Origin of the sequence: Roseovarius sp., assembly GCF_965277045.1 — a bacterium.
Taxonomy (GTDB): Bacteria; Pseudomonadota; Alphaproteobacteria; order Rhodobacterales; family Rhodobacteraceae; genus Roseovarius.
In genome coordinates this window covers 4,064,762-4,081,048 of record NZ_OZ255712.1, presented here as the reverse complement: position 1 = coordinate 4,081,048, position 16,287 = coordinate 4,064,762, and the positions used below count along the sequence as shown (strand labels likewise).

The following is a 16,287-nucleotide window of genomic DNA, read 5'->3' as shown; positions in this document are numbered from 1 at the left end:
ACGGCGCGCTCGACGGCGGGGGCGCCGTGACAATCTGTCCGGGCGGTTTTTCATATGCATTGCGGCGAGTGATCGGGACGGAGCCCAATCTTCCGGCCTTCTATGACGCAATGAAGGTCAGCTCACGCACGAGTCCACTGATCGTTCGCTTCGTCGATGTAAACGTCGAACGTGTCTGTTATCCACAATTTCCCGTCTCGCGGTATCGGCCAATCGTTCATTCGGCGTGGATACGCCAGATCAAGGGCTTTAGTTGACCATTCAAGAAAGTCAAGGCGTTCCTCAATAAAGCCTGCCGCCGGGAGTAACTCCAATATACGCCTGAGGGTTGCAGGATGCCCAAGCCGTCCATTTTGACGGTAAATACTGAATATCGCCAAGAGGGCCCGTCCCAAGTGAGAAATATTGGTGAGCGGCAGGTTTGGCTCCTTGCTGAGTTCGAACTGAGCGCTTGAAGTCAACAGCTTACAAGCGCCCGAATACACTTGCGATTGGAGTGCGAAGCCACAGGTCACTAATGTACCGCTGGCCCATTCGTATGCGCCAAGGTGACCATCCAAAAGCACCACTCCGCTGGGCACTGAGCCATTAGGCGGGAGCGTTAGCTTGGCAAATCGATTATCGAAGTCAAATCCATTCCTCGCAGAATATAGGACCTGTGCATGGTACCGGCAGAGCTGGACCATCAGATCGCATTCGGGTTGGGTCCAAGTTTCTGCAAAGAAGGGTTTTTGTTGGTTCTCCATATCAAGCGGACAGCACTAAGAAGCGGCCAATAGAACAAGTTGGCCCCATTTCCGCTTTGTCCTGCAAAGCGAACATCTATAGGGCTGCGCACCGCGCGGAACAAAGGTGCTGCTTGCTGCGCCGCCGAGCATCGCCCTTACTCGCTCAGGCCGCCTCGTGCTGAAGGATCGCTGCCTCCGACGCGCTCAGGTTGCGCCGGGCGAATCCGCCATAGGTCTGCGGCTCGAATTCCAGCGTCGGGTTGTACTCCAACAGCCGCTTGCGGTCGTCGTCGTCCAGCGCCTGAAGCGCGGCGGACGCGGGATGAAAGCTCTCGGTCTCCACCCCGTTGGCCCACAGCACCTGGTGGCGCGGCAACAGCAGGTGCACATAGGTCACCTCCCGCACCGCCAGGTCGATCGTGACGTTGCGCCCGTTGACCAGGTCCTTGGCCGACACCAGCACCTCGGGCGTGTTGTAAAGCGCCTGCGCGATCTCGCCCTCGACCAGCATCCGGTGCTCGGGGCTGACCAGCAGCTCCTCGTCCGGCCGCTCGACGCCCAGCGCGCCCGCGCGGATGCGTACCGGCCGCAGATGCGGCATCGCGAACAGGCGCGCGCCGCTCATCCTCCGGCTGCCGATCCACTGGATCTCTTCCGCGCCGTTGTCCTTGGTCTGCACGTAATCGCCTTCGCGCAACTCCTCGACCAGCCGCGGCCCGTCCGGCGTCTCGATCCGCGTGCCGGGGGTGAAACAGATCACCCCGCCGCTTTCCACGTCCGTCGTCTGGCTGCGATGCGCGCCCAGCGACTGGTGCACGATCCACATCTCGGTATTCCTGGGGGGAATGTCATCGAGGAACATCAGCAGGGGCGGCGCCCCGTGCCCCACCTCGATCAGCGTGATGGTATAGCTGCGCACCCCGTTGGTGACCACGAAACCGCTGTCCATCAACGGCTCGTGCACCTCCACCTCGTCCAACCTGGTCGTTCCCGTGCGTGCCGCCGTCACCAGCCGCCGCACCAGCTTTGCCGCACATTTGCGGCTCATTGCGTCCCGTTCCGTCCGCTCAAGGCGCAGTACTTCATTGGGCCCGTCCACCCGCACCAGATCCCCGCGCCAGGACCATGCGGCCCCCACGTCAAGAGACTGGACAGGAGCGGCGTCCAAACCGTCCACTTCCGTCTGCGACCAGGAGATGACGAACGCGCCCCGAAAGGTCGTTCCCATTGCCTGTATGCCTGCCTTTTTTAGTCTTTTTTGTCTTTTTGTGCGGGCAGGCTAGCAAAAACGAATCAGCCTGCAAAGCGTTAACAAAGGCTTACGCTTAGAATCTCAGGCGCAGTCGCACCGATCCCACAAGCTGGCTTTCCTTCTGCGCCTCGAATTCCTTGCCCAGCCAGGTCAGCCCGTAGAAGATCGTGCTGCCGCCTTCGCCCTGCCAGTTGACGCCGGTGCGCACCCGTGTCCGCGCATCGGTCAGCTGAAGGCCCCGGTCCCGGTTCAAAAGCTCGCTGCTGTCCACATAGGCCGTGTCGGCCCCGAAAACAAAGCTCGCACCGGGCGCCTCATTGCCCTGCACCGCGACATAGCGCTGGCCCGTCACCGGGTCGCGCACCAGCAATCCGCCGCGCCCGCGCTGGCCGATCGTCATGTCGAAGCCCACGCGCGCCAGCGTCTCGAACCCCCAGCGCCCCTCGACGAAGGGCCGGATCTCGGCGTTGCCGCCCAGGTCGAAGGCGCGCCCCGCCTCCATCACCAGTTCGGGGTTCACGTCGTTGCTGACCTGGTTGCGCCGCACCCGGCCGGAAATGTCACGCCCGCCCAGCGCCTCGTGCAGGAACTTCTGGAAATCGTCGAGTCCGGTCTGCGGTCCGGTCACCACCACGTCCGCGCCCACGGCATAATCCATGGCGCCACGGGCAAAATGCGTGTGCAGCCCCAGCGACAGCGCCCCGCCGAACGGCCGGTCTCCCGGCGCCGGAGTGTTCAGGTTCTGCGGCGCCACGACCCGCCCGCCGAAACGCAGTTCCAGCACCTCGCCAAAGCCCTGCGGCAGGCGCCCGTTCCAGCCCGGCCCCCAGACCCGGCTGGTCTGGATAGAGCCGGTCTGCCAGCGGTCGTGCAGGTCGCCCACGATGTCGTTGGTCGCCAGCCAGCCATAGCCGATGCGCTCGCGCGGGCCTGCATCGGCGGCCTGCCCGGCCAGGAGCACCGCGAAAATGGTCAGAAAATTTGCAAGGAGGCGCGTCATGTCCGTTGTCCCATACTCGTCGCCCCCCCGGGCCTTGACGTGGTACACCGAAAGCGCGGCACAGAGCCATCGCCCACGTCTCGAATTCCCGCATCGTGGGCTTCGCGCAACATATCGGCAGCCCGGACCCGCGCCATGAGCCTGGGGGCATCGAATGACGGCTGCGCGGGGCACAGCGGGCTTTCGCTGCGACCGCACGAATAAGGGCTTTGAGACAGCTACAGAAAATGGTGCTATTGGATCACCAGTGAACGCACGGAGACTCTCCGCGGCTGGTTAAGTATGAACAGTATCGCGTTGACGATCTCGCGATTGCTCAGCGCGTGATCGGACGACGGCGTGTTCCAGGCCGGGTCAGTTGCCGGGACGTCTGCAAAATCCCCGGGAAAGACCGACGTTACCCGAATGCTGGTGTTTTCGAGCTCCTGTGCCAAACCATGAACGAAAGCCGCCTGCGCTGACTTTGCGGCCGTGAAAGGAACCGATGCGCCTTCCAGCGGTCGATTGGGTATGCCGCTGGTCGAGACCACAGTGTGGATGTCGGCATTCTCTCTTGCTTTCAGAACTGGAAGAAGATGGCGCGTCAGAATGAGCGAGCCAATAGCGGCTGAGGCGACGCAGGCCTGGATATCCATATCAGAGACATCCTCCATCGGTCCCGGCAGCCACATTGCTCCGTTGTGAACGAGCCCGTCCAGATCAGTGTGTTGCGCAGCCAATTTCGCACCGGCTTGTGATGCACTTTGGCTGTTCGCCAGATCACAAGCGACAACGCCGACCTCTTGGCCTGTCTCTGAAAGGATCACGTCGGCGACATCCTGAAGGGCTTCGCTGGTGCGCGCCAGCAGGACGAGTTGCGTCCCGAACCGAGCCATTTCAATCGCCAATGCAGCACCAAGCCCGCGACTCGCTCCAGTGATGGCGAATTTCCGATTTGAGACCCTCATGTCAGTTTCCCTGTGTTTCAGCAGCTGTTGCCTGATTCGATCTCAGCTTAAGAGTTCAACCCAACTTGAAGACAAGCGCCAAGATGAAAGTCGGCATTTCGCAGAACACCCCTGAAACCTGCCGTTCAAGTTTCACGCAGCATCCTTCAAAGAGCGCTCGAACCCGACTTTCTCCGCAAGGGGCATGAAGGTCTGCAATGCCGGACCTTGCTGTCTTTCACGACGGAGGCGAGCGTCAGCCCCTGGGGTGGCGATCCGACGAAAATTCTGAAGCACTGTATGCCTGCCAAACACATCCTCAGAAGTATCGTCGTGCCCAGCCTCAGCCAAATCGCCAGCCCAAGGGAGGGGCTGACGATGGCCGGGCGGCTTCGCGGCTGTTAACCGGCTGGGTGCTCGAACCCAATTTCTCACAATCGGCTCCAACCGGACACACGCCTTCTGCTCGGCTACACTGGCGCAAAGCACGTCTGTCTTGCCTCTGAAATGTCGCCGCGTGTCCACACCGGCCCGCATCGCCGCGCCCGCATCAGCTTCGTCCTTACCTTCGACGGACAAATCATCGCGCACGCGTCCCTCCGCACCCTGCCCGATGACGGCTCTCTACGAGGTCGCTTTCGCCTGCATGTCGGTCGCGGTGGGCGAGGCCGAGACATGCGCGGCGGTGGGGTCTCGCCGAGCGTCTGCCGGGTTTCGGGCGTCAATTGCCCCTTCCCCGGCGCACGGTCCGTCTACCCGGCCAAGTCGCGAAAATCGCACCGTCGCGATACCACCCGGATACCGACGCGATACCGACGTGCCGTTTTTCCGAATATTCGCGCGGTTAACCTTCGAGTCGCCGCATCCAGAATTGCAGGGGGTGATCGGTCTCCTCGGACTGGTCGATATCCTTCCAGCGATAGGTCGCGACCGCCCCCTCCACGGGGGCATATCCCCGCTTGCGCCAGAAGCCGTCCAGGGGTCGGTAAGTCTCTGGCTTCATTGGATGATCCGGCGGCCTGACAACCCCGCAAAAGGCGACATAGTCGCGGCCCAGCGCCCGTGCATGGGCCTCCCGCGCATCAAAGAACGCATGACCCAGCCCGCGGCCGCGGTATTCGGGCAGCAAGACACTCTCGGCGCAATAAAAGATATCTTTTATATCAATATCTTGCCCGGAAAATGCCGCGCCGAAATCCTCGGCATGATCCTCCATCGGCGTGCCCGTCGAGGCCCCGACCAGCCGGTCACCGTCGAACGCCGCCACCACGATCGCGTCCTCGCTCTGCCGATAGGGCTCCAGATAGGCGCGCTCATAGGCGACGTCGCCATCGTAAAGGTATGGAAAGTCACGGAAAACCGTGATCCTCAGCTGCGCCACATCGTCCAGCGCCGCAACCAGGTTTTCGCCGGTCAGCCGTTCGACCCGCATCAGGCGTTGACCTGTTTGATCCAATCCGCCAGGTTGTAATAGGTCACGACCCGGGTAATCTTGTTGTTTTCCAAAGAGAAAAACGACCCGGCAGGCAGCTTGTAAGTCTGCCCCTTCGCCTCGGGCAGCCCCGCGTCGGTCTCCAGGTAGGTGCCGTTCACGACGTATTCAGCTGCCCCGCGCGTGCCAGCCTCGGCCTCAAAAATCACCATGTTATCAAGATGTTCGCTATAGCAGCGGCTCATATGCGCGCAGAATTCGGCAAAGGCGACCTTGCCCCGGCGCACCTGCCCTTCGTTGACGTGGTGCGCCACATCCTCGCTCAGGCAGTCCAGCATGCCATCCACGTCGCCGTTGTTGAACGCTTCGAAATACGCGGAGATCACATTTTTTGCAGTCATTTTATATCCTTGGGATCGCCCCACCGCCGTTTGAGATGTTCCACGATCTGGTCCCGGGTCTGTCGGTAGGCATTCAGTTTCGCTTCCCGCGTTTCGCCCAGACCCGTCGGGTCCAGGATCGGCCAATAGACCACGTCGAGATGAAAAACCCGTGTCAGATCAAGGGCTTTACGCTGGCTCGCCGGGCTGAGCGCGACCACCAGATCGAAAGAGGACAGGTCATCGCCCCACTGCTCCATCTCGTCAAAACTTCGGGTCCGGTGCCGCGCGAGCTCGACCCCGATCTCGTCACAGACCGCGATCGAGAACCCGTCGATGTCCATGTCCCCTTTGACCCCGGCCGACTGGACATAAGTATCGGTGCCATATAGCTTTTTCATGATGCCCTCGGCCATGGGCGAACGCGCGGAATTGTGGTCGCAGCAAAACAAAACGGACTGAGGAAGCTCCTCGACCATCTGCGTCAGCTCCCGAAATGCAGCACGCAGATCAGCGTGAACAGGCGTCGCGCGGTGTCGGTGTCGATCTTCGCCTTGCCGTCCAGCCGCTCCTCCAGCACCCGCGCACCTTCGTTGTGGATGCCCCGGCGCGCCATGTCGATGGTCTCGATCTGGCTCGGCGGCATGTTCTTCACCGCGTCGAAATAGCTTTCGCAGATCGCCCAGTAATCCTTGACGACTTGCCTAAAGGGCGACAACGAAAGGTGAAATTCCGCCGCCGGCGCATCGTCTTCGGTGCGGATATCGAACACGAGCCGCTTCTCGCGGATCGACAGCCCGACACGGTAGGGCCCGTCGGGCGCCACCCGTCATCGCGGATCGGCAGGCTGAAAGAGTTCTCCTCGATCAGGTCGAACATGGCCACTTTCCGCTCCTGCTCGATCTCGGGCGTGGGCGGAGGCAGGTTGGCGTCATCCAACTCGATATGACAGATACGGCTCATGGGTCATCTCTTCGGCAGTCTCGGTCCTGCCTACCCCACCAGATGTAAGCGGGCAATGCAGCCAAGCGTCGGTACAAGGTGTTTTTGCAACGCTGTGACATGCGCGGCAGGCCGAAAGGCCTGAGAGGCAGGGCGCCTAGCCCTGGTTCAGCTTGTCCAGCCGGGCGCGTACCGACAGCCCGTGCGCCTCCAGGCTTTCAGACCGTGCCAGCGTTTCCGCCGCGGGTCCGATCGCCTTGAGCGACCCCGGCGTCATCCGCGCCATCGTCGTTTTCTTCATGAAGTCCAAGACGTTAAGACCGCTGGAAAAGCGGGCGGAGCGGGCCGTGGGAAGCACGTGATTTGGCCCCCCGACATAGTCTCCGATGGCCTCCGGCGTCCACGCTCCAAGAAAAATCGCACCTGCATGGGTGATCTTCGCCGCCAGCGCCTCGGGTTCGGCCACGCACAATTCCAGGTGCTCGGGCGCGATTCTGTCGGCCAGTCTTGCGGCGTCTTCCATGTCGTCCACCACGATCACCGCGCCGAAATCGCGCCAGCTTGCCCCGGCAATGGCCCGGCGCTCCAGCGTTTCCAGACGTGCCTCGATCGCCGCCTCCACAGCGTCCGCAAAGGCGGAATCGTCGGTGATCAACAGCGCCTGAGCGCTTTCGTCGTGTTCCGCCTGGCTCAGCATGTCGAGCGCGATCCAGTCCGGCTCGTTGTCGCGATCCGCAATCACCAGGATCTCGGACGGCCCTGCGATCATGTCGATCCCGACCTTGCCGAAGACCCGCCGCTTGGCCGCCGCGACATAGGCGTTGCCCGGCCCTGTGATCTTGTCGACCGGCGCAATGCTCTCCGTTCCATAGGCAAGCGCAGCCACGGCCTGCGCGCCGCCCACTCGGTAAATCTCGTCTACCCCGGCGATCTGCGCTGCCGCCAGAACCGCCGGATTGGCCACACCGTCGGGTGTGGGCACCACGATTGCCAGCCTTTCCACGCCGGCCACCTTGGCCGGTATCGCGTTCATCAGTACCGAAGACGGATATGACGCCAGGCCTCCGGGCACGTACAACCCCGCCGCGCTGACCGCCGACCAGCGCCAGCCGAGTGTCGCACCGCATTCGTCCTGCCACGAGGCGTCTTCGGGCAGTTGGCGTTCGTGATAGGTCCGGATACGTGCGGCGGCCAGCTCCAGCGCCTCTCGCTCTTCATGGGGGACCCGGGCCACCAATGCCTCGATTTCATCGCGTGAAAAGCGCAACGTGGCCGGGGTCAGGACCAGGCGGTCGAATTTTGCCGTAAGCTCGATCAGTGCCGCGTCACCGCGTGTGCGGACATCGGCAATGATACTCGCGACGGTCTCATCCACGTCCGGACTGTCCTCGCGCTTGGCGCTCAGAAGCGCCGTGAAGCGGCGTTCGAAATCGTCGTCCTTCGTCGTAAGTCGCACGGGCATGGGCATTCTCCTGTCGCGGCGCAGACTTAGACCGGGCGCGCCGGTCGCTCAAGGGCCTTTGCCGCGTTCCTGTCGGACGGATCAGCGCGCCAGGCTGCCGGTGTAATCGACCAGGATTCGCAAGCCCGAGGGGCTCGTATCCGCGATCAGACGCCGGGTGAACGCCACGGCCCCGGCGCAGAAAAGCTCCGGATCGACCTGCTGCGAAGACAGGTAAGCCTCGACCTCCGGGCGCGTCGTCCCGTCCTCCTCGCGCCAGTCACGCAGAAAAATGTACCAGTCGTCGGCCGAGGGCGGCCGGAATTCTTCGGGAGCATCGCGCCCCGCGGCCATGGCCGTCACCAGCGCCGTCAGCCACCTGCCATGCAATTGCCTGTCGACCTGGCCAAGTTCTGCTCGATCGAGATAGGTCAGTCCCCCTTCCGCGACCCGGCCGCAAAGCTCGGGCGAGCCGGAAAGATCCTTTAGCAGCGCCAGTTGAGCCCGCTGGATTTCCAACAGCGGCCCCCGTCCGGCACGACTGAGATGTTGCGTGTTCTCGCCCCTCAGCTCGGCCACGAACGCATCGCTTTCCGCCATGAGCGCTGGCCCCAGGTCATGACGTGCCACGTCTGTATCAAGCGCGATCTCCTCGATCTCATCGACATGTTCGGCATAGGCTTTGGGGAATCCTGTCTCGATCGCGTCATAGAGACCGGGAAAAGACCGCTTCCGGACGTCTTGCATCAACTTTCCGTCTTGGACGAGGTCGCGGTGCGCGGCTTCGCCAACGGTCAGGGACTGCATGATGAAATAGATCAGGACGACCCCAAGCGGCACGGCGACCACGACGAAACGCGCGATTTTCATTCCACCCGCTCCGCCCCGCGCCTGCGCAGGCTCACGCGCCGTGATCGGGCGCTTTGCCCGACGGCGCGCGATAGGGTCGGGTCACATCCCGCAAACTCACTTCCAGCGCTTCGATCCTTGCCCTGACCGCGCCGTCGCCCGCCAGCGTCAGGGTGATGTATCCAGATACATCGTCCGCGGCATCAGGCTCGAAACCGATACTCAGGACCGACAGGATCGTGCCCGTGTCGCCGCGGTCGATCCCCTGGCTTGCGACCCCCAGAACATTGTCTATCACCAGCACCGAGCGCACGCGTTCGGCCCCGTGCCGTTGGCGCCCCTCGTCTTCCCAGCGGAAGCGGTTGACCAAGAACGCAAGACGTCGTTCCTGCGGACGCCAGGCCATATCGGTGATCGTAAACACCGCATCCTGCACAAGGCTGGACAACACCTCTAGGTCCTCGGCGTCGAACGCCCCAAGGTTCAGGGGCGCCTCTCGCCCGTCCTCGAACTTGGCATCTTCCGTCATTCGCCTTGAACCCGTTCGATCCGAGCGCCCACGTTGCCCAGTTTTTCTTCGACCCGCTCGTAGCCGCGGTCAAGGTGATAGACGCGATTGACCAGGGTTTCGCCTTCGGCGGCCAGCCCGGCCAGGATAAGTGAGACGCTCGCGCGAAGGTCGGTCGCCATGACCGGCGCCCCCTTCAGGCGTTCGACACCCGTCACGGTCGCGGTACCGCCATGCACGTCGATCCGGGCGCCCATCCGCATCAGCTCGGGCGCGTGCATGAAGCGGTTCTCGAAAATTCTCTCTTCCAGGACGCTGGTACCCTCGGCCGTGCACATCAGCGCCATCATCTGGGCTTGCAGATCGGTTGGAAAGCCCGGGAATGGCTCTGTGATCACGTCGACCGCGCGGACCCTGCCGTTCTTGCGCGTGACCTTCAGGCCTGCTTCGGTTTCTTCCACCGATATCCCAGCGGCATCCAGCTTTTCGCAGAATGCCTCGAGGAGGTCGATGCGACCGCCCAGGCACTCGACCTCGCCGCCGCAGATGGCAGGGGCAAGCATGAAGGTGCCCAGCTCGATCCGGTCTGTGACGACCGGGTGCGTCGCGCCGTGCAGGCGATCGACGCCTTGGATCGTGATTTCACTGGTGCCTTCGCCATCGATCTCGGCGCCCATCTTGCGCAGGCAATGCGCCAGATCCACGATTTCGGGCTCGCGCGCCGCGCCGCGCAGCACCGTCGTGCCCTTGGCCAGCGTCGCGGCCATCAGCGCGTTCTCGGTGGCGCCCACCGATACTAGAGGAAAGTCCACGACGCCGCCTTTCAGCCCGCCGGGCGCCTTGGCGTGAACATAACCTTCCTTCAGTTCCAGCTCGGCGCCCATCGCTTCCAGCGCCTTGAGATGCAGGTCGACGGGCCGAGCCCCGATGGCGCAGCCCCCGGGAAGAGAGACCACTGCATGTCCGTCGCGGGCCAGCATAGGCCCGAGCACCAGGATCGAGGCGCGCATCTTGCGCACGATGTCGTAGTCGGCCACGTGATTGTCGAGGCGGTGGCTAGACATCGCCAGCACCTGCCCGTCCTGCAACGTGGTCACCTCCGCCCCGAGCGACTGCAACAACGCGGTCATCGTCTTGATATCCGACAGGCGCGGCGCGTTGGTCAGCGTCAGGGGCTCCTCGCTCAGCAAGGTCGCCGGCATCAGCGTGAGGCAGGCGTTCTTGGCCCCGGCAATGGGGATTTGCCCCTGCAGCGGGCCATTGCCCGTCACGAGTATCGAATCCATGTCGTCTTATCCGCCCTTGTTCTTGTTCTGGCCTGCCTCCGGCCCCTCCTGTCCCGATGCCTTTCCGCGCGCCTGGGCCTTGCGACGGGCCAGGTTCGCCTTCAGCGCCGCCTTCAGCCGATCTTCGCGGCTTGGCTTGGGTTTGGCGCCTGATTTGGGCGGGGGGTTCGTGCTCATGCCGCCTGTCTACAGCAGTCGCCAAAAAGCGTCCAGATTACGCTTGCACGAATGCACGGAACGGTCTAATCACCCCGCCACGAACCGGCGCTGCTGTAGCTCAGTGGTAGAGCGCACCCTTGGTAAGGGTGAGGTCGGGAGTTCAATCCTCCCCAGCAGCACCATGATCACCGAAAGGTGATCGGCACTTTTCAACTCATGCAGCACCTGAGAAGCGCGATCAAAGACGCTCACTTTGTCCGTTCATCTCGGATTTTGACAGATCCGTGACTGCATATGCGTGGCGCACGGCGAAGACCTCCGGCAAATTGACGCTTAACAGTTCCGAAACCACCCTTTCACCTGACAATCGCCCACTCTATAAGAGCGAACGGTTTCCGACGGTCGAGTCGGGGGCCAAATCACTATTCAAACCACAGGACGCAGGCACCCATGTCCATCTTTGACAAAATCCCCGGGCTCTTCACCGCTGACATGGCGATCGATCTCGGAACGGCCAACACGCTGGTCTACGTCAAGGGGCGGGGCGTCATCCTGTCGGAGCCATCCGTGGTCGCCTATCACGTCAAGGACGGCGTCAAGAAGGTTCTGGCCGTGGGCGAGGACGCCAAGCTGATGCTGGGCCGGACTCCCGGCAGCATCGAAGCGATCCGGCCGATGCGCGAAGGCGTCATCGCCGATTTCGACACCGCCGAGGCGATGATCAAGCATTTCATCCGCAAGGTGCACAAACGCTCGACCTTCTCGAAGCCGAAGATCATCGTCTGTGTCCCCCACGGCGCCACGCCGGTAGAGAAACGCGCCATCCGTCAGTCCGTGTTGAGCGCCGGCGCGCGCCGCGCGGGCTTGGTGGCCGAGCCCATCGCGGCGGCCATCGGCGCGGGTATGCCGATCACCGATCCCACCGGCAACATGGTCGTGGATATCGGCGGCGGCACCACAGAGGTTGCCGTCCTTTCGCTGGGTGACATCGTCTACGCCCGCTCGATCCGCGTCGGGGGCGACCGAATGGACGAGGCGATCATCAACTATCTGCGTCGTCAGCAGAACCTGCTGGTGGGCGAGTCCACCGCCGAACGCATCAAGACCTCGATCGGCACCGCGCGGATGCCCGATGACGGGCGCGGCAGCTCGATGCAGATCCGCGGCCGCGACCTGCTGAACGGCGTGCCCAAGGAAACCGAGATCAGCCAGGCGCAGGTGGCCGAGGCGCTGGCCGAACCCGTCCAGCAGATATGCGAAGCGGTGATGACAGCACTCGAAGCCACGCCCCCTGACCTTGCCGCCGACATCGTCGACCGCGGCGTGATGCTGACCGGCGGCGGCGCGCTGCTGGGCGATTTGGACCTGGCCTTGCGCGAACAGACCGGGCTGGCCGTTTCCATTGCAGACGACAGCCTCAACTGCGTGGCGCTCGGCACCGGCAAGGCGCTGGAATTCGAAAAACAGCTGCGCCACGCAATCGACTACGACAGCTAGGCCGCTCTGCAAAAGGATGGATGATGCCGCGTTTCATGATCCTATCCCTTGTGCTGACGTTTCTGGCTTCTGCCGGGCACGCGGGGTCCGCCCTGCCGCGCACGGGCGAGTGCGTTCATAGGGAAAACGCCAGCGGCGTGATCCTGCGGACACTGATCAAATGAGCCGATGCGAGCGCCGAGGTGACGACCACCTATGGCGAGACCGTTCCGGGAAAGGTCGTCGGTCTGCGCCCGCATGACGAAAATTTCAAGCTGTCCATTTTCTATGAGGACCCGATCTCGGGGCCCGCAGAAATGACGGTTTTCGGGGTTACTATCGATGGCATAACGACGCATCGCCGCTCGGTCGTGGTGTATGGGACCCTGCAAGACGGTACACGGGTCGTGAACTACGTGAACGGATTCGAAGACATCACCTGCACTGTGCTAGAGTAAACCGATCCTGGAAGCGAAGGGACAAGTTTGGCCAAGGACCGCAATCAAGGCAGCGATTACACCGCCCCCCTGAAGCGCCTGCTTCTGGGGCTTCTGGTGTTGTGCCTGATAGGCCTGTTCCTGTTGTGGCGCATCGACAGCCCCCGTGTCGAACGCTTCCGCGCGCAGGTGATCGACCGGGTCGTGCCCAGCTTCGACTGGGCAATGGCGCCGGTCACAGGAGCCGTCAACATCCTGCGCGATTTCCAGAGCTACCAGCGCATCTACCAGCAGAACCAGGAATTGCGCCGCGAGTTGCAGCAGATGAAGGCGTGGAAAGAGGCCGCACTGCAGCTGGAGCAAGAGAACGCCCGCCTGCTTGACCTCAATAATGTTCAGCTTGACCCGCGCCTGACATTTGTCACCGGCGTTGTGCTCGCCGACAGCGGCTCGCCGTTCCGGCAGTCTGTGCTGATTAACGTGGGTGGTCGCGACGGCATCGTCGACGGCTGGGCCGCGATGGACGGGCTGGGCCTGGTCGGACGCATTTCCGGCGTTGGTGACAATACCGCAAGGGTGATCCTGCTGACCGATACGTCCAGCCGCATCCCGGTAACGATTCAGCCCTCCGGCCAGCAGGCGCTTTTGATTGGCGACAACACCGCGTCGCCGCCCATCGACTTCATCGAGGACGCCGACAAGGTGCGTCCGGGCGACCGGGTGCTGACCTCGGGCGATGGCGAGGTGTTTCCGGCAGGTTTGCTGGTTGGCCAGGTGGCCGAAGATCCGGGAGGGCGAGTGCGGGTCCGTTTGGCGGCCGATTACGAGCGGCTCGAATTCCTGCGCGTGCTGCGCAACTACGGGCACGAGCGCGTTCTGGACCCCGGCAGCCTGATCCAGCCGTCCGTTCCGATCGTGCAGGGCGCCGATCCCGATCCCGAGCCGCAACTGCCTGCCGAAGCGCAGACCAGCGAGGCGATCGATGGGTGACAATGCCGCGCTGCAACTATGGACGATGCGCCTGCTGTACCTCGGGCTGGGGCTCTTCATCATGTTCTTCAGCCTTCTGCCCATGCAGACGCTGCCGCGCGGCTGGGCCGGCCCCGACCTGATCGTCGCGCTGACCTTCGCATGGATATTGCGGCGTCCGGAATATGTGCCGCCGCTGCTGGTGGCAGGCGTGATCCTTCTGGGGGACCTGATGTTCCACCGTCCGCCCGGCCTTTGGGCCGCGCTGGTGCTGATTGCCGCCGAAGCCCTGCGCGCGCGCCATATCGGCCTGCGCGATCTGACCTTTGCGGTGGAATGGGTTTCGGTCGCCACGACGCTCGTGATCATGACGCTGGCCTACCGCACCATCCTAGCGGTTCTGCTGGTCGACCAGGCGCCACTTGGCCTCAGCTTCATCCAGCTGGTCATGACGATGATTTGTTATCCTCTGGTCGTGCTGGTCTCGCAATCGGTGTTCGGAGTACGTAAACTGGCACCCGGCGATATCGATGCACTCGGAGGCCGGACATGAAACGCCCCACCCGCGACAACACCGAAAGCCAGAAGAAGATCACCCGCCGCGGCCTCGTGCTGGGGGGCGGCATGGCCGGGGTCGTGGGCTTGCTGGGTTTGCGGATGCGCTACCTTCAGGTCGATCAAGCCGACCAGTTCCGCCTCTTGGCCGATGAGAACAGGATCAACATCCATCTGATCCCCCCATCGCGCGGCCGTATCTTTGATCGCAGCGGCAGGGTCATCGCCGAGAATATTCCCTCCTACCGGATCAACCTCATCCGCGAGCAGGCCGGCGATGTAGAAGACGTGATCGCCAGGCTTTCCAAACTGGTGCGGCTGAACCCCGAGGAGCTGGAGAAGGCGCGCGAGGACCTGTCGAAGCTGCGCGGTGACACGCCGGTGACCGTGGCCGACCGCGTCAGCTGGGAGGATATCAGCCGCGTTGCGGTGAACGCACCGGCCCTGCCCGGCGTCACCCCCGAGGTGGGCCTGTCGCGGCATTACCCGATGGGCGCGGATTACTCGCATGTCGTGGGCTATGTGGGGCCGGTCAGCGACCGGGACCTGGAACGCATCGACGCGCCCGACGCGCTGCTTCTGATCCCACGTTTCCAGATCGGCAAAATCGGCCTGGAACGCCGACGCGAGGAGTCTTTGCGCGGCAAGGCCGGCACCAAGCGTGTCGAGGTCAACGCCGCCGGCCGCGTCATGCGCGAGCTTGATCGGGTCGAGGGCGAGGCCGGCGCGGACATCCAGTTGACGCTCGACAACGCGCTTCAATCCTACGTGACCGCCCGGCTGGACGGTGAAAGCGCCGCCGCCGTCGTGATGGATTGCGAAACCGGCGACCTGCTGGCCTGCGCGTCGACCCCCGGCTACGACCCCAACCTTTTCGTGCGCGGCATTTCGCAGGCGGATTATTCCTCGCTGCTGGAGAACAAGTACCGACCGCTGCCCAACAAGACCGTACAGGGCGTCTATCCGCCCGGCTCGACCTTCAAGATGGTCACGGCGCTGGCCGCGCTCGAGGATGGGCAGGTCGATCCGAACGAGACGGTCTATTGCCCCGGCTTCCTCAAGGTCTCGAACCGTCGCTTCCACTGCTGGAAGCGGGCCGGACACGGAAATGTCGACCTGCACCGCTCGCTGCGCGAAAGCTGCGACGTCTACTACTACGACCTCGCTTTGCGTGTCGGCATCGACAAGATGGCCGAGATGGCGCGCAAGCTCGGGCTCGGCGTGGAACATGACCTGCCGATGACCTCCGTGGCCGAAGGGCTGATCCCGAACAAGCTGTGGAAGGCCACGTCACGCGGCGAGGACTGGCGGATCGGCGACACCGCCAACGCCGCCATTGGCCAGGGGTATGTGCTCAGCTCTCCTCTGCAACTGGCCGTCATGACCGCGCGCCTCGCCACGGGGCGGTCTGTCTCGCCGCGTCTCGTGCGTTCGGTCGATGGCGTTGAGGAACCGCCCAAGCCCAGCGAGTCCCTTGGGTTGAACGAAAATACCCTGCGCGAGGTGCGCCGCGCGATGTATGCCGTGTCTAACAACCGACGCGGCACAGCCTACGGAAGCCGCATCATCGAAGACGCCTTCCGGATGGCCGGCAAGACCGGCACCAGCCAGGTCCGCAACATCACCGCGGCAGAACGCGCGCGCGGCGTCTTTCGCAACGAAGACTTGCCGTGGGAGCGCCGCGACCACGCGCTCTACGTCAACTTCGCGCCTTACGAAGCGCCCAAGGTGGCTGTCGCCGTGATAGTGGAACATGGCGGCGGCGGCTCTACGGCCGCGGCACCGATCGCACGCGACATCACGCTTCAGGCGCTCTATGGCGAAGACCCCCCTCTCGAGGCCTATCCCTCGAAGGATCGCGACCGTATCCAGACACAGCAGGAACAGCTGCGTTCGCGACTCGATCGTCATGGCGGCGAAGACAACGACCGGGCATGAGGGCTGCGC

Annotated in this window: 17 protein-coding genes, 1 tRNA gene and 1 pseudogene; 6 read left to right on the top strand and 13 right to left on the bottom strand. The window is 63.1% G+C overall.

All coding sequences use genetic code 11. From position 1 onward, the window contains the following. Positions 1 to 122: 122 nt before the first annotated feature. From ACQY4V_RS20380 to ACQY4V_RS20320, 13 genes and pseudogenes are all read right to left on the bottom strand, one after another. On the bottom strand, positions 123 to 746 hold the full coding sequence (locus tag ACQY4V_RS20380) for a hypothetical protein (protein WP_428514902.1): 624 nt from the start codon (positions 744 to 746) through the stop codon (positions 123 to 125). 145 nt (positions 747 to 891) lie between these two features. Beyond that, positions 892 to 1,956 carry a Hint domain-containing protein gene (locus ACQY4V_RS20375; protein WP_428514900.1) on the bottom strand — a complete coding sequence of 355 codons (1,065 nt, stop codon included), beginning with the start codon at positions 1,954 to 1,956 and terminating at the stop codon, positions 892 to 894. A gap of 97 nt (positions 1,957 to 2,053) precedes the next feature. Continuing rightward, positions 2,054 to 2,980, bottom strand: a complete 927-nt coding sequence (locus tag ACQY4V_RS20370; RefSeq protein ID WP_428514898.1) for a lipid A-modifier LpxR family protein — start codon at positions 2,978 to 2,980, stop codon at positions 2,054 to 2,056. 233 nt (positions 2,981 to 3,213) lie between these two features. Then, entirely contained in the window at positions 3,214 to 3,927 is a 714-nt protein-coding gene (locus ACQY4V_RS20365; protein ID WP_428514896.1) for an SDR family oxidoreductase, read from the bottom strand. Between the two features lie 823 nt (positions 3,928 to 4,750). Continuing rightward, positions 4,751 to 5,338 (bottom strand): GNAT family N-acetyltransferase, encoded by a 588-nt coding sequence (locus ACQY4V_RS20360; protein WP_428517317.1) that lies wholly within the window; start codon positions 5,336 to 5,338, stop codon positions 4,751 to 4,753. Beyond that, positions 5,338 to 5,739 carry a ketosteroid isomerase-related protein gene (locus ACQY4V_RS20355; protein WP_428514894.1) on the bottom strand — a complete coding sequence of 134 codons (402 nt, stop codon included), beginning with the start codon at positions 5,737 to 5,739 and terminating at the stop codon, positions 5,338 to 5,340. Before ACQY4V_RS20355 ends, ACQY4V_RS20360 begins: the two co-directional genes overlap by 1 nt. Then, a complete protein-coding gene (locus tag ACQY4V_RS20350; protein WP_428514892.1) occupies positions 5,736 to 6,197 on the bottom strand; it encodes a low molecular weight phosphatase family protein in 462 nt (153 codons plus the stop codon). The genes ACQY4V_RS20355 and ACQY4V_RS20350 overlap by 4 nt, the downstream gene beginning before the upstream one ends. A gap of 5 nt (positions 6,198 to 6,202) precedes the next feature. After that, positions 6,203 to 6,681, bottom strand: a pseudogene (locus tag ACQY4V_RS20345) (UPF0262 family protein). 136 nt (positions 6,682 to 6,817) lie between these two features. Next, a complete protein-coding gene (gene hisD / locus ACQY4V_RS20340) occupies positions 6,818 to 8,122 on the bottom strand; it encodes a histidinol dehydrogenase (protein WP_428514890.1) in 1,305 nt (434 codons plus the stop codon). 81 nt (positions 8,123 to 8,203) lie between these two features. Next, on the bottom strand, positions 8,204 to 8,971 hold the full coding sequence (locus tag ACQY4V_RS20335) for a hypothetical protein (RefSeq protein ID WP_428514888.1): 768 nt from the start codon (positions 8,969 to 8,971) through the stop codon (positions 8,204 to 8,206). Positions 8,972 to 9,002: 31 nt separating this feature from the next. Further along, positions 9,003 to 9,479 carry a DUF2948 family protein gene (locus tag ACQY4V_RS20330; RefSeq protein WP_152496542.1) on the bottom strand — a complete coding sequence of 159 codons (477 nt, stop codon included), beginning with the start codon at positions 9,477 to 9,479 and terminating at the stop codon, positions 9,003 to 9,005. Beyond that, a complete protein-coding gene (gene murA / locus ACQY4V_RS20325; protein ID WP_428514885.1) occupies positions 9,476 to 10,744 on the bottom strand; it encodes a UDP-N-acetylglucosamine 1-carboxyvinyltransferase in 1,269 nt (422 codons plus the stop codon). The genes ACQY4V_RS20330 and murA overlap by 4 nt, the downstream gene beginning before the upstream one ends. Before the next feature lie 6 nt (positions 10,745 to 10,750). Continuing rightward, a complete protein-coding gene (locus ACQY4V_RS20320; protein WP_428514883.1) occupies positions 10,751 to 10,921 on the bottom strand; it encodes a hypothetical protein in 171 nt (56 codons plus the stop codon). A gap of 89 nt (positions 10,922 to 11,010) precedes the next feature. On the opposite strand from ACQY4V_RS20320, the gene ACQY4V_RS20315 reads away from it, so the two are divergent. The 6 genes from ACQY4V_RS20315 to mrdA all read left to right on the top strand — a co-directional run bounded on the left by ACQY4V_RS20315 (position 11,011) and on the right by mrdA (position 16,278). Beyond that, positions 11,011 to 11,085: transfer RNA gene (locus ACQY4V_RS20315), tRNA-Thr, on the top strand. A gap of 268 nt (positions 11,086 to 11,353) precedes the next feature. Continuing rightward, positions 11,354 to 12,400: a rod shape-determining protein gene (locus ACQY4V_RS20310; protein ID WP_057792035.1), complete on the top strand. Its 1,047-nt coding sequence runs from the start codon at positions 11,354 to 11,356 to the stop codon at positions 12,398 to 12,400. 182 nt (positions 12,401 to 12,582) lie between these two features. Next, positions 12,583 to 12,837, top strand: coding sequence for a hypothetical protein (locus ACQY4V_RS20305; protein WP_428514881.1), 255 nt, complete (start codon positions 12,583 to 12,585; stop codon positions 12,835 to 12,837). Between the two features lie 27 nt (positions 12,838 to 12,864). After that, positions 12,865 to 13,806, top strand: coding sequence for a rod shape-determining protein MreC (gene mreC / locus ACQY4V_RS20300; protein ID WP_420558011.1), 942 nt, complete (start codon positions 12,865 to 12,867; stop codon positions 13,804 to 13,806). After that, positions 13,799 to 14,338, top strand: a complete 540-nt coding sequence (locus ACQY4V_RS20295; RefSeq protein ID WP_152491188.1) for a rod shape-determining protein MreD — start codon at positions 13,799 to 13,801, stop codon at positions 14,336 to 14,338. The genes mreC and ACQY4V_RS20295 overlap by 8 nt, the downstream gene beginning before the upstream one ends. Beyond that, positions 14,335 to 16,278, top strand: a complete 1,944-nt coding sequence (gene mrdA, locus ACQY4V_RS20290; RefSeq protein ID WP_428514878.1) for a penicillin-binding protein 2 — start codon at positions 14,335 to 14,337, stop codon at positions 16,276 to 16,278. The genes ACQY4V_RS20295 and mrdA overlap by 4 nt, the downstream gene beginning before the upstream one ends. Positions 16,279 to 16,287: the final 9 nt, after the last annotated feature.